This is a genomic window from Agrobacterium sp. MA01 (genome assembly GCF_009650195.1).
Taxonomy (GTDB): Bacteria; Pseudomonadota; Alphaproteobacteria; order Rhizobiales; family Rhizobiaceae; genus Allorhizobium.
In genome coordinates this window covers 4,352,570-4,367,413 of the sequence record NZ_CP045854.1, presented here as the reverse complement: position 1 = coordinate 4,367,413, position 14,844 = coordinate 4,352,570, and the positions used below count along the sequence as shown (strand labels likewise).

15 protein-coding genes and 1 other RNA gene are annotated in these 14,844 nt (G+C 62.2%); 9 read left to right on the top strand and 7 right to left on the bottom strand.

The annotated features are described in order from the left end of the window. Positions 1 to 122: 122 nt before the first annotated feature. The gene (locus GH983_RS20810) at positions 123 to 665 is read left to right on the top strand and encodes an SH3 domain-containing protein (protein WP_150127470.1); all 543 of its coding nucleotides are present in this window, start codon (positions 123 to 125) and stop codon (positions 663 to 665) included. Here GH983_RS20810 and GH983_RS20805 read toward each other — a convergent pair. Further along, on the bottom strand, positions 658 to 1,650 hold the full coding sequence (locus GH983_RS20805) for an adenosine kinase (RefSeq protein ID WP_153763383.1): 993 nt from the start codon (positions 1,648 to 1,650) through the stop codon (positions 658 to 660). The two genes, GH983_RS20810 and GH983_RS20805, sit on opposite strands and share 8 nt — an antisense overlap. Positions 1,651 to 1,971: 321 nt before the next feature. Between GH983_RS20805 and GH983_RS20800 the strand changes: the two genes are divergently transcribed. Beyond that, a complete protein-coding gene (locus tag GH983_RS20800; protein ID WP_153763382.1) occupies positions 1,972 to 2,916 on the top strand; it encodes an AEC family transporter in 945 nt (314 codons plus the stop codon). Positions 2,917 to 2,992: 76 nt separating this feature from the next. On the opposite strand, the gene GH983_RS20795 is transcribed toward GH983_RS20800, so the two are convergent. After that, positions 2,993 to 3,718, bottom strand: coding sequence for a cytochrome c family protein (locus tag GH983_RS20795; RefSeq protein WP_069042614.1), 726 nt, complete (start codon positions 3,716 to 3,718; stop codon positions 2,993 to 2,995). Between the two features lie 155 nt (positions 3,719 to 3,873). Here GH983_RS20795 and GH983_RS20790 point away from each other — a divergent pair, with 155 nt between their 5' ends. Both GH983_RS20790 and GH983_RS20785 read left to right on the top strand, forming a co-directional pair. Further along, positions 3,874 to 4,641 carry a 3-deoxy-manno-octulosonate cytidylyltransferase gene (locus tag GH983_RS20790; RefSeq protein WP_054149511.1) on the top strand — a complete coding sequence of 256 codons (768 nt, stop codon included), beginning with the start codon at positions 3,874 to 3,876 and terminating at the stop codon, positions 4,639 to 4,641. A 58-nt stretch (positions 4,642 to 4,699) separates the two neighbouring features. Beyond that, positions 4,700 to 5,497: a prephenate dehydratase gene (locus GH983_RS20785; RefSeq protein ID WP_246727591.1), complete on the top strand. Its 798-nt coding sequence runs from the start codon at positions 4,700 to 4,702 to the stop codon at positions 5,495 to 5,497. Between the two features lie 113 nt (positions 5,498 to 5,610). Here the strand turns inward: GH983_RS20785 and nudC are convergent, their stop codons facing one another. Both nudC and GH983_RS20775 read right to left on the bottom strand, forming a co-directional pair. Next, positions 5,611 to 6,570 carry an NAD(+) diphosphatase gene (gene nudC / locus GH983_RS20780; RefSeq protein ID WP_153763380.1) on the bottom strand — a complete coding sequence of 320 codons (960 nt, stop codon included), beginning with the start codon at positions 6,568 to 6,570 and terminating at the stop codon, positions 5,611 to 5,613. After that, a complete protein-coding gene (locus GH983_RS20775) occupies positions 6,567 to 6,974 on the bottom strand; it encodes an HIT family protein (protein ID WP_153763379.1) in 408 nt (135 codons plus the stop codon). Before GH983_RS20775 ends, nudC begins: the two co-directional genes overlap by 4 nt. A 170-nt stretch (positions 6,975 to 7,144) precedes the next feature. Between GH983_RS20775 and ffs the strand changes: the two genes are divergently transcribed. The 3 genes from ffs (at position 7,145) to GH983_RS20760 (ending at position 9,575) form a co-directional block, all read left to right on the top strand. Next, an RNA gene (ffs, locus tag GH983_RS20770) (signal recognition particle sRNA small type) lies at positions 7,145 to 7,241 on the top strand. An 80-nt stretch (positions 7,242 to 7,321) separates the two neighbouring features. Then, a complete protein-coding gene (locus GH983_RS20765) occupies positions 7,322 to 9,202 on the top strand; it encodes a DNA polymerase III subunit gamma/tau (protein ID WP_153763378.1) in 1,881 nt (626 codons plus the stop codon). Between the two features lie 49 nt (positions 9,203 to 9,251). Further along, the gene (locus tag GH983_RS20760) at positions 9,252 to 9,575 is read left to right on the top strand and encodes a YbaB/EbfC family nucleoid-associated protein (protein ID WP_054149392.1); all 324 of its coding nucleotides are present in this window, start codon (positions 9,252 to 9,254) and stop codon (positions 9,573 to 9,575) included. Positions 9,576 to 9,615: 40 nt separating this feature from the next. Here the strand turns inward: GH983_RS20760 and GH983_RS20755 are convergent, their stop codons facing one another. Beyond that, entirely contained in the window at positions 9,616 to 10,506 is an 891-nt protein-coding gene (locus GH983_RS20755; RefSeq protein ID WP_153763377.1) for an alpha/beta fold hydrolase, read from the bottom strand. Positions 10,507 to 10,586: 80 nt separating this feature from the next. Then, on the bottom strand, positions 10,587 to 11,207 hold the full coding sequence (locus tag GH983_RS20750) for an MOSC domain-containing protein (protein WP_153763376.1): 621 nt from the start codon (positions 11,205 to 11,207) through the stop codon (positions 10,587 to 10,589). Between the two features lie 56 nt (positions 11,208 to 11,263). Here GH983_RS20750 and recR point away from each other — a divergent pair, with 56 nt between their 5' ends. Continuing rightward, positions 11,264 to 11,869 carry a recombination mediator RecR gene (gene recR / locus GH983_RS20745; protein ID WP_069042621.1) on the top strand — a complete coding sequence of 202 codons (606 nt, stop codon included), beginning with the start codon at positions 11,264 to 11,266 and terminating at the stop codon, positions 11,867 to 11,869. 23 nt (positions 11,870 to 11,892) lie between these two features. Next, on the top strand, positions 11,893 to 13,155 hold the full coding sequence (locus GH983_RS20740) for a lytic murein transglycosylase (RefSeq protein ID WP_153763375.1): 1,263 nt from the start codon (positions 11,893 to 11,895) through the stop codon (positions 13,153 to 13,155). Between the two features lie 9 nt (positions 13,156 to 13,164). Here GH983_RS20740 and GH983_RS20735 read toward each other — a convergent pair whose 3' ends face one another. Then, a complete protein-coding gene (locus tag GH983_RS20735; protein WP_153763374.1) occupies positions 13,165 to 14,799 on the bottom strand; it encodes an MFS transporter in 1,635 nt (544 codons plus the stop codon). Positions 14,800 to 14,844 lie beyond the last annotated feature (45 nt).

Below are 14,844 nucleotides of genomic sequence, written 5' to 3'. Positions count from 1 at the left end.
AAACCCGTCGGCGAAGACAAACAAAACTCGTCGGATGACGGCGGATTTGTCCCTGATACGCGCGACGCGTCTCGGGGTGGTCAGAAAGCCCTTCATTTCCACAGCTTAAGCCCGGAATGACCATGTTTCATAATCTGTGCCGCGTCAGCATTGCATTCAGCGTTCTTGCGCTGTCTCTCGTGGCCGGCCCGATCGCCGGTCATGCCCAATCCACGACCAAGGGTTCGAGCGGGCTGCCGCTGCCGCGGTTCGTCAGCCTGAAGGCCGAAAGGGTGAACCTGCGTATCGGTCCGAGCACCGACTACGCCGTCTCCTGGCGCTACATGAAGTCGGGACTGCCGGTCGAAATCATCCGCGAATACGAAAACTGGCGGCAGATCCGCGATGCTGACGGGACCGAGGGCTGGGTGAACCAGACCCTACTCACCGGGGAGCGCACGGCGGTTGCCGCCCCGTGGATGCGCGGCAACGGCGACGCTGTCTACGTCATGATGCGACGCGATTCCAACTCGTCCGCAGCCATCATTGCCAAGCTCGAGCCCGGCGTCGTGCTCAGGCTCAAGGAGTGCAACGGCAATTGGTGTCAGGCCGAGGCCGGCGGCGTCAACGGCTGGATCTCGCAGAATGAGATCTGGGGCGCCTACCCGGGCGAGGCCTTCAAATAAGGCCGATCGCCGAAGCGCCCTTCGCAAGCGACATCATCGGTCGGGGGCCGATCTGCTGGATGACGACGCCAGCCGCATAGCAGCCAAGATGGCCGCAATCCTCGAAGCTTCGACCATTGGTGTAGCCATACAGGAAGCCGGAGGCGAAGAGATCGCCGGCACCTGTCGTATCGACCACCGTCTCGACCTTGGTGGCAGGGACACGGATGCGCTGCTCCCCCTTCACGATGACGGCACCCTGATCGCCCATGGTAACGGCGGCCAGCTTGCAATCCTTCGAGATCAGATCAAGCGCGTGAGCGAAATCGTCCGTTTCGTAGAGAGACAGGGCTTCCTGCTCGTTGGCAAAGACGATGTCGACCGTGCCGGAGCGCATCAGGTCCAGGAATTCGGCACGGTAGCGACCGACACAGAAGCTGTCGGAGAGCGTCATCGACATTTCCCGGCCCGCCTCGTGGGCAATGCGGGCGCAGTCGAGGATCGCCTGCTTGGCGCGCGGCGGATCCCAGAGATAACCCTCGAAATAGGTGACCTTGGATTTGGCGACGACGTCGGGCTCGACATCCTCGGGGCCGAACTCGACGCAGGCGCCGAGATAAGTGTTCATCGACCGCTCGCCGTCTTCGGTGACGAAGATCATGCTGCGGGCCGTCGGTGGCTGGCTGCCCAGGGGACGGGTCTGGAAATGGACGCCCTGGGCGCGGATGTCATGGGTGAAGATCTCACCGAGCTGATCCTCGGCAACCTTGCCGAAATAAGCCGCCTTGCCGCCGAAATTGGCGATACCGGCCGCCGTGTTGCCGGCGCTGCCGCCAGAGGCTTCCACAGCCGGCCCCATCATGCCGTAGAGCCGTTCGGCACGCTCGGCGTCGATCAGGTTCATTGCGCTTTTGGTAATGGCATTGTCGATCAGAAACTGGTCGTCGCAGCGAGAAATAATGTCGACGATGGCGTTGCCGATCGTCAGGACATCGAACTGGCTCATGAGGTCCGGGGCTCCGTTTGCTTGGCCTGACGGTCATAGCCGTTTTTCCGCCGATGGGAAGGGAAAAGCAGGCCGACGTCATCTGGTCGTTACATCGGGCGGGTATCAAATTCGCCGTGGATGACCATCTCCCCTGGAGTCCACCGGGACATGAACGGTTCCGTACGGGAAAGCCGACCACGGATGTACTGGCGGCAGATCCCACCCGGGTGTAACCGGGCGTCGAAGCAGGCTCCCGCCTGCTTTTGTCGTTTCTGATGGATTGGCCGGGCGCGGCAAGAAGCCTAAGAAGGGCTTTCTTGCCATGACGAGTCGATTTTCATGACCACCGTTGCCCAGGACGTCCTTCCCATCTTCATTCTCATTCTCTTTGGCTGGGCGGTCGTCCGGTTGAAGATCCTGACCGCGGAGATCGGTGACGGGTTGGGCGACTTCGTGTTCAAGGTCGCGGTGCCGCTCCTTCTGCTTCGGACGATCGCCAATGCCGACTTCCACGGCGCCTCTCCGTTTCGGTTGTGGATCGCCTATTTCTCCGGGGTTCTGATCACCTGGATCATTGGCCATCTTCTGGCAACGCGCATCTTCGGACGTGACCAAAAGGTCGGCGTGCTCGCTGGCGTTTCCGCAGCCTTTGCCAACAATGTCTTCATCGGCCTGCCGCTTGTCGAACGCACCGTCGGACCGGAAGGGATCGTCGCCATGTCGATCCTGCTCGCCGTGCACCTGCCGCTGATGATGATCGCCGGCGTTCTGGCCATGGAACGGGCAGAGCAGAGAAGCGGAGGACGCAATGCCACAGGCATTCTCGCTGTTTCCAAACAGGTGGGCGGCAATCTTGTGCGCAATCCGCTGATCATTGGCCTCGCCGGCGGGGTCCTTCTGCAGCTTGTAGGCACCCCTGTTCCGGCGCTGATCGACGGCATCGTCGCTCAGGTAGCCGGCATGGCAGCACCGGCAGCACTGATCTCGCTCGGCATGACGCTGAACAAATACGGGATGGCGGGAAACATAAAAATTGCTGGCAGCATTTCGCTGCTGAAGCTCGGCTTGATGCCAGCCGTGGTCTGGCTCGCATCCACGCTGCTTGGGCTCTCACCGCAATGGACGGCAGCACTCGTTCTGACCTCTTCCGTTCCGACGGGTATCAATGCCTGGCTGATTGCAAACCGCTTCGGTGTGGGCCAGGGACTGGCAGCCTCGGTCATTACCCTCTCGACTGCTGCCGGCGTGGCAACCGTTTCACTTTGGGCGCTGTTCCTACTCTGACGCTGACAAAACAAACGCCCGACCACAAGGGCCGGGCGCGTGTCTCAGTAGCGTCAATGCCAGCGGGCTATGACGATCAGGGCGTTGCAGGCTGTGCAGGAGCAGGCTCTGCCGGGGCAGCTGGCGCGGGCTCAGCTGGAGCCGCAGGCGCCGCGTCTGCCGGGGCGGCTTCCGCCGGAGCCTCTGCAGGTGCGGCAGCGGCATCTGCCGGAGCGGCGTCAGCAGGCGCAGCAGCATCTTCAGCCGGTGCAGCAGCTTCAGGCGACGGCAGCGGAACCGGGCTGTCGGCCATGGTGTGCAGATACACGATCACGTTGGCGCGTTCGTCGTCCTTCTTGAGGCCTGCGAAACCCATCGACGTGCCGGGGATATGCTGCTTCGGAGCGAGGAGGAATTCGTTCAGGTGGTCCCAGGTCCAGAGCTCGCTGCCGCCCTGCGAAAATTCCTTGATGGCAGCCGAATAGCTGAAGCCTTCATGCGAGGCGATCGGACGGTCGACAAGGCCATAGAGGTTCGGGCCAACCTTGTTGGCGCCACCCTTGTCGACGGTGTGACAGCTCGCGCACTTCTTGAAAGAAGATTCACCCGCGGCTGCATCGGCGCTGGCCAGCAGGACTGCGATGGGAGTGGCAGCGACTTCCGGTGCTGCGTCAGTCGGAGCAGCCTCTTCGGCCACGATGGCGAAGCCTTCCTGCTCAGGCGCTTCAGAATGGAATATCCCTTCCGACGCGATGGACACAGACATCAGGACGAAGACGGTGCCGAGAAAGGCACCCACGCCCATGTTGGTATAAGAGTTCATCTGCAAAGCTCCCCGTGCAGCCGGCCGATGAGCAACCGGACGATCTTGAAATCGCGCGGAACCTATGTCTTTTGCATAACACTTGCAACACGATTATGGTCCCGCGGCTGGGACTATTTGACACTTCTGTATGGTGATTTGAAGGGGTTATGGACATGAATGAAGGCAGAGCTGCCAAAACCTTGATCCTGATCCCGGCACGCATGGCGTCGACCCGTCTTCCGGACAAGCCGCTGGCCGACATCGCAGGTCTGCCGATGATCGTGCAGGTCGCAAAACGGGCTCAGGAGGCAGAGGTCGGGCGAATCATCGTCGCCGTCGACGACCAGAGGGTCTTCGACGCCGTTGAGGCCGCAGGTTTCGAAGTGGTCATGACCCGTGGGGATCACCAGTCCGGTTCCGACCGCATATTCGAGGCGCTGACGAAGGTAGACCCCGATGGCGTGGCCGAGATCGTCATCAACGTTCAAGGCGATCTGCCGACGATCGATGCGCAGACCATCCGCGCGGCACTTGAACCACTGGAAGATCCTGCAGTCGACATCGCCACGCTCACCGTCGAAATCGAGGACGAGCAGGAGAAGACGAACCCGAACGTGGTAAAGGTAATCGGCTCGCCGCTTTCCGAGGACAGGTTGCGTGCACTCTATTTCACGCGTGCCACCGCGCCCTACGGTGCCGGCCCGCTCTACCACCATATCGGGCTCTACGCCTATCGGCGCGCCGCGCTCGAACGCTTCGTTACTCTGCGCCCGTCCACGCTCGAAAGGCGGGAATCGCTCGAACAGCTCAGGGCGCTGGAAGCGGGCATGCGGATCGATGCCCAGATCGTGAAAACCGTGCCGCTCGGCGTCGACACGCCCGCAGACCTTGAAAAAGCACGCCGCATCCTTTCCGCATCCTCCTCAAACGCAGGACACTGATCCCTTGGCACCGACGAACAAGATTTCCTTCCAGGGCGACTACGGCGCCAATTCCGACATGGCCTGCCGCGACATGTTCCCCAACATGGAGCCCCTGCCCTGCCCTACCTTCGAGGATGCCTTCGTGGCGCTGGAGACGGGAGAAGTGGATCTGGCGATGATCCCGATTGAAAATACGCTCGCCGGTCGCGTCGCCGACATCCACTACCTGCTGCCGCTGTCGCGCCTGCATATCGTCGGCGAGTATTTCATGCCGATCCGCTTCCAGCTGATGGTGCTGCCGGGCGTCAAGCTGGACGAGATCCGCACCGTTCACAGCCATATCCATGCGCTCGGCCAATGCCGCAAGATCATCCGTAGCCATGGCTGGAAGGCAGTCGTCGCCGGCGATACGGCGGGGGCTGCCAAGCTCGTTTCGGAGAAGGGCGACCGCACGATGGCAGCCCTTGCGCCGCGGCTTGCGGCACCGCTCTACGGGCTCGACATCATCGCTGAGAATGTCGAGGATTCGGAAAACAACGTCACCCGCTTCGTCGTGCTATCCCGCGACGAGGACGAGCCGAAGCGCGTGAGCGATGACGAGCACTTCATCACGACGTTCGTGTTCAACGTGCGCAACATTCCGGCAGCCCTCTACAAGGCAATGGGCGGGTTTGCGACGAACGGGGTCAACATGACCAAGCTCGAAAGCTATCAGATCGGCGGCAAGTTCATCGCCACACAGTTCTATGCCGATATCGAGGGGCACCCGGACGATGCGCCGGTCAAGCGGGCACTGGAAGAGCTGCGCTTCTTCTCCGAGAAGGTGCGCATCCTCGGCGTCTACAAGGCGCATGAGATGCGCGGCAAGCTCTGATCACTACGGTGGCGGCATAGAGCGTTCCGGCGAAAAGAAGCGCCGGAACGCTCTATTTTTTGTTTTCGCGCAATTCCGGCCGCAGAACCGCTACGCACTTTGGCGGAAATTGCTCAGTGCCGCCACTCGTACCAATCCTCGATCAGACGACGGGCGATCGTGCCGTGGATCGGCAGGGTCCTGCCATCGGCTGAACCCTCCGACAGCATCCGGCCAATCTCGTCGCGGGTGAACCAGCGGCAGTCTTCGAGTTCGGCGGTATCGAAGGTGATGTCGAAATTCATCGCCTCGCCGTAACAGCCGATCATCAGCTGGTGCGGCATCGGCCAAGGCTGTGAGGCGTGATAGCGGACGCGGCCGACTGTGATACCGGATTCCTCGCGTGTTTCGCGGCGGACGGCGTTTTCGATCGTCTCGCCCGGCTCGACGAAACCGGCGAGCGAGGAATACATGCCTGCCGGAAAGCGCGGGCTCCGCCCCATCAGGCAGCGATCCTTCTTTTCATCGACGACCAGCATGATGGCGACCGGATCGGTGCGCGGGAAGATTTCGTGGGCGCAGGCGGTGCATTTGCGCTTGTAGCCACCGATGAGCATGTCCATCGTGCCGCCACAGCGACCGCAAAACTTGTTGTCGGCGTTCCAGCGCAGGAGGCTGAGTGCCTGGGCGACTTCGCCGAGCAGTTCGTCACCGATCAGGGCATCGCGGAAAAGCGCACGGGGGTCGGCGGGCTTGTATTGGGCGGCGAGCGCTTCCGGCGCGACACTGACGGGGATTGCAAGACGCGGCTCACCAGAGGCCTGGTGGCCGAGCAAAATGGCGTCATCGAAGTTCGGCTGGAGATCCGCGAGCTCGTAAGGGGCAAAGAGCGGATCGAGAACCTGGCCATCATGCTTCAGTACGAGCTGAGTGCCGGAAAAGGCGAGGATGTGCATGCCCTCGACCTTGAGTGCCTGCTCAAGCGAGGTCTCGTCGCGATGTTCGCTGTCACGGTCGAGCTTGTTGCCGGAAAAGGCCGTAAGTTCGCTGGGTTCAAGATGGGGGGCACGGTTGAGGAAAATCGAGTTCTTCATTGGAATGCTTCAAGTATCCTGTGCTTCATGGCCTCGAAGGCCTTTTCCTCATACGGTACAGACTGGCCAAAGCCCCAGATGGGGCCGGGCCAGTTCGGGTCATTTTCGCTGCGTGCGACGACATGCACGTGAAGCTGGCGCACGATATTACCGATCGCCGCGATGTTGATCTTCTCGGCACCGGTCGCCTTTTTCAGCGCCGTGCCAACGGTCACTTGCTCGAAGGTCAGCATGGCCTGGTCGAGTGGCGTCAGGTCGAAGATCTCCGATACCTCAGGGCGCTGCGGGACGAGAATCAGCCACGGCCAGCGGCTATCCCGGGCAAGCCGCAGGTCGCAAAGGCCGAGTTTCAGGATCGACTCGCTGTCTCTGCCAAGACGCTCATCCAGGGTGAATGGCTGCACGGTGTTTCTCTCCGCTTTGTTTTTTTTGATGCCAGGCAATGCTGTCTGGCGATCTTTCTTTGTCGCAGGTTCTGATCGGAAAACCGCAGGACATTTTTCCGGAACCTGCTTAGCAGTTTTTTTGGCGCTTGGCTTGCATTTGGCGACGTTATTGCCGATATGTCTCCTTGGGAGGTTGGTGGTGGACGAGCCACTCGCCAACCGGGTCAGGTCCGGAAGGAAGCAGCCCTAACGAGCGCGGCACGGGTCATCGTGCCAGCCTCCCACCTCATCTTCATTTCCGGCCTTTGTTTCCAACACGGGCCGTGCCATGCCCGGAGCCGGGCGACGGGGAAGCTGGCAACGCGATGAGCGATTTCGAGCCGACTGCAGAGGCCAAGCCCGCCCCCGGCGGCTACCGCGTTCTCGCCCGCAAATATCGCCCCAAGGATTTCACGGACCTGATGGTCGGCCAGGAGCCGATGGTGCGGACGCTGACCAATGCGTTCGAAACCGGCCGCATCGCCCAGGCCTATATGCTGACCGGCGTGCGCGGGGTGGGCAAGACGACCACGGCCCGTATTCTGGCGCGTGCACTGAATTACAAGACCGCTGAGATCGACAAGCCGACGATCGACCTTCGCATCCCCGGCGAACATTGCCAGGCGATCATGGAAGGCCGGCATGTCGACGTGATCGAGATGGATGCGGCATCGCATACCGGTATCGACGATATCAGAGAGATCATCGAGCAGGTGCGCTACCGCCCGGTTTCAGCGCGCTACAAGGTCTACATCATCGACGAAGTGCACATGCTGTCGACGGCGGCCTTCAACGGGCTGCTGAAGACGCTCGAAGAGCCGCCGGAGCATGTGAAGTTCATTTTCGCGACGACCGAAATCCGCAAGGTCCCGATCACCGTGCTCTCCCGCTGCCAGCGCTTCGACCTGCGCCGCATCAGTGCGGGGGATCTTGTCGGGCTGTTTTCGACCATTGCGTCGAAGGAAGGCATCGAGGCGGACGAAGACGCGCTGGCGATGATTGCGCGTGCTGCAGAAGGCTCGGCACGTGACGGGCTCTCGCTGCTCGACCAGGCGATCGCCCACGGCAGCGGCGTGGTGCATGCCGATGCCGTGCGTTCCATGCTGGGTCTTGCAGACCGGGCCCGTATCGTCGACCTTTTCGACCATATCGTGCGCGGTGATGTGGCAGCAGCCCTTTCCGAATTCGGCAGCCAGTATGAGGCGGGTGCCAACCCGACCGTGGTGCTGACCGATCTTGCCGATTTCACCCATCTGGTGACCCGGCTCAAATACATTCCCTCAGCCGCACAGGATCCCTCGCTTTCCGAAGTCGAGCGCGTGCGCGGCGCTGACCTCGCAGAGAACGTGGCAGTGACGACGCTGTCGCGCATGTGGCAGATGCTGCTCAAGGGCATCCCGGAAGCGGAGGCCTCGTCGCGACCGGCAGGGGCTGCCGAGATGGTGCTGATCCGGCTTGCGCATGCCGCCCATCTGCCCTCGCCCGAAGATGCTGCGCGACGCCTGCTCGAATTGTCGAATGGTGAAGGTGGCGGAGATCGCGCGCCTTCTGCGCCGCGGCCGAATGGCGGCGGCGGTGGGGCCTCGATGGCGATGCGCGTGCAGGCCGTGGGCCAACCTTCGCAGGATAGCGCCCCGCGCCCGGCAATGAGCCAACCGGTTGCGCATCTGCAGAGCGTGCCGGCTGGTGATGCGCTGCCGCAAGCGATGGAGCGGCGGGAAGCCAAGGTCGAGGAAGCGCCGGTCCCGGGCGTTCGCGTTGAGACACTCGACGATATCGCTGATCTCTGCACCAAGAACCGGGCGCCCGTGTTGCGGGCTCAGCTTCGCCAGTTCGTGCATCTCGTGAAGATCGAGCCGGGCCGGCTGGAGATTCGCCTCGAATCGCAATGCCCGCCTGGTATCGTCAACGAGCTGAAGATGAAGCTCAGCGAGTGGACCGGCATCACCTGGTGGGTGACGCTGTCCAACGAGGCGGGCGCGCCGACTCTGGTCGAAGTCGAAAAGACGACGCGCGAGGCGCGGCTGGTCGATGCGCGGCAGGACCCCGACGTAGCGGCGATCCTCGCACGCTTTCCCGGCGCCAAGGTGACCGACGTGCGGATCAAGGCAGCTGCGATCGAGGACGACGACATCGTGGCGGCACCGCCGGCAGCAGCCGAATCCGCCGATGGCGACATCCTGCCGGGCGACGACATCGAATTCTAGGGTTCGGACCCCTTCCCGCAGAACAAGACAACAATCCAAGGAGACGGTAATGCGCGACATCATGGGCATGATGGGCAAGGTCAAGGAAATGCAGTCCAAGATGGAGAAGATGCAGGAAGAGATTGCTGCACTCGAAATCGAAGGCAAGTCTGGTGGCGGCATGGTGACCGTTGTCCTGAGCGGCAAAGGCGAGATGCGCAGCATCAAGATCGATCCGTCACTGTTCAAGGAAGACGATGTCGAGATCCTCGAAGACCTGATCGTTGCCGCCCACAAGGATGCCAAGGACAAGGGCGAAGCCCAGGCGCAGGAAAAGATGGCGGCACTGACCGCCGGCATTCCGCTGCCGCCGGGCATGAAGTTCCCGTTCTGATCAAGCAGTTCATTCTGCTCGAAAAAGGTGATCGGGTCTGTCAGCGATAGACCCGATCACCCCAAGGATTCTCCCCTTCGCGTAGAAACACCAGGCTCTCACTCCAGAAGCCACCCTCATGGCGGGCGTGGAAGAGATCGAAGTGACCGATACGGTCAAAACCGAGGTCTTGTGGTGCGAGCAGCACCTTGGTCACCGCCGCGCGGCGATAGTAACGCATCGCACGATCTATTGCCTTCGGCGTCGCGATCTCGTCATCCGACATGGCGACACTGAGGATCGGGCAGGCTGCGGTCGCGAACCGGTCGCGCATGACTTCGGCCGCCTCTCGCGACAGGCCCTGTTCCGCCCGGCCCTGCTGCAGCCCCCAGCCATAGGCGACCCCTTTCGGCAAATCCTCCAGCCAACCCAGGCGCTTGCCCGGAAAATGGCCGAGTGCAAGGGTAATGGCCGGCATCGCGACATGCCATTTCAAAAAGAGCGGCAGGCGTCGTGCTGGCAGATAGTCCCCCCAATAGCCGTATTGCCCGCCGACCGAGAGCATGGCCGAGACGCGCCCGACCGCCGGCGAATAGCCCGGCAGGAAGCCACCGATGCTGTGGCCGACGACAAGAACGCGTCCCGTCTTGTCCTCCTGCAGCGCTTGGCGCAGCGCGGCATCGAAATCCTGCTCGCCCCATTGGCGCCAGGTGAAGGTCGATCCTTCAAGGCTTTCGGGACGGGAGAGCCCTATACCGCGATAATCATAGGTGAGGACGGAGAAGCCGTTTGCCGCGAGGTAGGCGGCATAGCGATGGTAATAGCGGGCTTGGACGCCAGTTGCCGGATTGACGATGACGGTCCCAACAGGCGCTCCGTCAGCGGATCGCCACCAATGACCGGTCAGCCGCACGCCATCGGCTGCGGTCAGCTCTGTTCTCCTCGGGTCCATCACTCCTCCAAGCGGGCGGCATGATGGCGAGAAGCATGGGGCGGGTAAAGCCGGGCGGCTTTACGACCTTTGGCGGAGGCTCACATCTCCCCGGCGCGGATCGCGTCGCGAACCTTGTAGTGGACGGGAGCCGCCATGTAGCGGGCTCGATCGGCGTCGCTCAGCCTGCGGCCGAAGGTCGCCATCATCTCGCGCATCGTCACGCGGTCGCCGCTCCAGGGAGTGAATTCGACGGCCTGGCCGGCTTCGACCATGCCACCCAGAAGGACGCGTGCATAGGCGCCCGGGCGGGCTGCGCGGGTGTAGCGCTTGACGATGGTCGGATCGCCCATCTTGGCGGCGAAGGTGGCGCAGGGCATGCGGGCGGAGGTGACTTCAAGAAGCACTTCGCCGATCGCCAGCCTGTCGCCGGCCGCCAACTGGGCGCTTTCCAGGCCTTCGATCACGAGGTTCTCGCCGAACGTGCCATAGGGCAGATCGCGGCCGAGCTCGGCCTGCCACCAGTCGAGATCGATGGAGCCCTCGATATAGACGGCCTGATCGACGCCGCCATGGTGTTTGCGATTGAGGATGGCGTCTCCGACGAGGCCTTCGGCATCGACCATGATCGGACCCTGGATGGCGAGCTTGTTGATGCCGGTCTTGTATTTCTTCCCCGGCAGGATCTCGGGTCGACCAAGGCAGACGGCGAGGATTTTCATCTGGGGCGCTCCTTCGGCGATTCCGTTTGGCGTCTATATGGGCTAGAAACGCCGCCATGGCAAAACGAGTCACCGGCCCCGAAATCGAGAAACTCATCCAGCTCCTGGCGAAAGTCCCGGGGCTTGGACCACGCTCGGCACGGCGTGCAGCACTGCATCTGATCAAGAAGAAGGATCAGCTTCTCGGCCCCTTAGGTCACGCCATGGGCGAGGCCTATGACAAGGTGAAAATCTGCTCCTGCTGCGGCAATGTCGACACCGTCGATCCGTGCACCGTCTGCACTGACGTCGCTCGCGACCAGTCTGTCATCATCGTCGTCGAGGACGTCTCAGACCTCTGGGCACTGGAGCGCGCAGCCGCGATGAATGCCGCCTATCACGTGCTGGGGGGCACGTTGTCGCCACTCGACGGGATCGGGCCTGATGATCTCAACATCAAGGGGCTGATCGACCGGGTAGCGAAAGGCGGGGTCCGCGAGATCATTATCGCTGTTAATGCGACCGTCGAGGGGCAGACCACAGCACACTATATAACCGACCACCTGACAGGGCTTGATGTGAAGATCACGCGGCTTGCCCATGGCGTACCTGTCGGTGGCGAGCTCGACTATCTGGACGAGGGAACACTGTCTGCGGCGATCAGGGCACGCACTGCAATCTGACTGTATTCCGGGAGGAACGATCGATGGCACGACTTCGAAAGCCGTTTCGCTTGATACTGACCACCGTTTCACTGGTTCTAGCCGGGAGTTTCGCCTCGTCGGCCGCCGCCGCGTCGCGCAGCGCCGTCGAGGCACAGTTCCGGCAATGGATCGCCAGCGACCTTTGGCGCGCCGCTCAGGAAGGCGGGATCAGCAAGGAGATATTCGACCGGACGCTTCAGAACGTCCAGCTGAACTGGGACCTGCCTGATCTCGTGCCTCCGGGCACAGCGCCGCCTAGGGAGCGCACGCAGAGCCAGGCAGAGTTCAGCTCACCAGCCTCCTATTTCAATGAGAAGCGTCTGCAGGGACTGGCCGCGACCGGTCGGACCCTTGCAAGTCAGCATGCGGCGACACTGCGCAAGGTCGAGGCGACCTATGGCGTTCCCGGCTCGATCATCGTTGCGATCTGGGGCCGCGAGTCGGGTTATGGCCGGGCAAAGCTGCCGCATCCGGCGATCGACGTGCTGGCGACCAAGGCCTTCATGTCGACGCGCAGGCCGATGTTTCAGCAGGAGCTGATTTCGGCGCTGCATATCGTCGAAAGCGGGGATGTCAGTGCCGAGAAGCTTATGGGCTCCTGGGCGGGGGCTTTGGGACAGCCGCAATTCATGCCGGGAAGCTACCTGAAATACGCCGTCGATTTCGACGGCGACGGCAAACGCGACATCTGGAATTCGGTGCCGGATACATTGGCATCCATAGCCAACTATCTGGTGAAGAGCGGCTGGCAGAGGGGTCGCGACTGGGGTTACGAGATCACCATTCCAGACGGCGTTTCCTGTGCACAGGAAGGGCCAGACAGAGCAAAGGCTGTCTCAGCCTGGGCAAGCGGCGGGCTGACCCGGATTTCTGGTCGAGCATTCCCTTCGTCGGAGGCGTTTCAGCCGGCGATGATGCTGGTGCCGGCCGGCACCTATGGTCCGGAATTCCTGGTGACGCCGAATTTCTACGTGCTCAAGGAATACAACAATTCCGACCTCTATGCCTTGTTCATCGGCAATCTCGCTGACCGAATTGCGAGCGGTGGCGGTGCGTTCAAGGCGCCCTGGGGCGATGTCGGCAAGATGCTGCGCTCGGATGTGCTTGCCATGCAGCAGGCGCTGGTGGCGCAAAGCTATGATGTCGGCAAGGTGGATGGCCTGCCCGGTTTCAAGACGCGGCGGTCGCTCGGCGAATGGCAGGCGAAGAACGGGATGAAACCCACCTGCTATCCGAGCGCCGACCTCAAGGCGAAGCTGCGCTGAGACCCGCCATCAGTGGTGATCGATGTGCGACTGGTGGAAGACGTCGTCGGCCGGTGGGATTGCCTGACGTTCGATCATCCGGTGCACCTTGGGCGGCCTGTCGCCGCGATGCAGTTCGATCAGGCGGTCGGTGATCTCGGCATCGGCCTTGGTGCGGCGCTGGTTGTGGCGGACGTAGTCCACCCAGGTCGGCACGTGATAGGTTTCCGTCCAGATGTCAGGGTTCTCCAGATCGCGCATCAGCGTCCAGTTGCGCGCACCGTCGCGCAGGCGGATGCGGCGACGCTCGACCATGATCCTTAGGAATTCTGGAACGTCTTCGTCGGCGATCTCGAAATCGACATGAATGACGATCGGGCCGCTGCGCGGGCGGATGTCGAGCTTGAGGGCCGGCTCGTTGAAACGGTTCAGCGGATCGAGATCAAGGGTGGCGAAAGCGGGCATGGGAAGAAAGAAGCCGATGAAGACGCCGACCATCATCAAAAGGCTTGAGGCCACCAGCGCATGGTCGGACCCGTAGCTTTCGGCGACGCTGCCCCAGAGCCAGCTGCCCGTTGCCATCCCGCCGAAGGTCGCGGTCTGGTAGAGCGAGAGGGCCCGACCGACGACCCAGCGGGGTGCCGAAAGCTGGACGACGGTGTTGAACAGCGAGAGCGCCAGAACCCAGCAGGCGCCAGCGACCATCAGCGCAATCGCCGTGATCCAGACCGAGGTGCTGATGCCCGTGACGCCGGCGGCAACGGCAAAGCCGGCGAAGGCGGCGCGGACGATGTCTTCACTCGACAGCAGTTCCCGGGCGCGCTGGTTGGCGAGTGCGCCGAAGATGGCGCCGAGGCCGAAAGCACCGAGCAAGCCGCCGAAGGTGAGCGGGCCGCCCAAAAGCTGGTCGCGAGCAACAATCGGCAGGAGCGAAAGAATGGCGGTCGCGGTGAGACCGAAGACAAAGCCGCGGAACAGCACCTTGCCGAGATTGGGCGACATGGCGACGTAGCGCAGGCCGGCGCCGATTGCCGAGCCGAGCTGCTCGCGTGGCAGCGGGTTCTTCGGAATGTTCGGCTGCCAGCGGAAGAGGGCATAGGTAATGGCGAAGTAGGACAGCGTGTTGACCGCAAAGGCGGCTGCCGCACCTGCGGCGGCGACGATTGCACCGCCAATCGCTGGGCCAACGCTGCGGGTGATGTTGAAGCCCATGCTGTTGAGCGATACGGCGGCAGGCAGATCCGCCCTCGGGACGATATCGCCGACAGAGGCCTGCCAGGACGGGTTGTTGAGCGCGGTGCCGCAGCCGATGAGGAAGGTGAAGGCGAGGAGCGCCCAGGGCGTGATGAGATCAAGCAGGGCAAACAGCGTCAGAAGCGCCGAGACCACGATCATGAAGAGCTGGGCGGCGATCATGACGCGGCGTCGATCGAAGCTGTCGGCGATGGCTCCGGCGATCAGGGACAAGAGCATGATCGGGCCGGTGTTCGAGGCCTGAACCAGCGCCACCATGTTTTCGGAGGTCGAGATCGAGGCCATCATCCAGGCGGCTCCAACACCCTGGATCAGACCGCCGAGATTGGACGAGATGCTGGCAAGCCAGATCCGGCGATAGGCTTCGTTGCGCAGCGGCAGGAGCGGGGAACGGCTTTCGTGTGTGGACATGTCTTGAACTTCTCTGGCCACAACCATGTTTGGAAACAGCTGTGG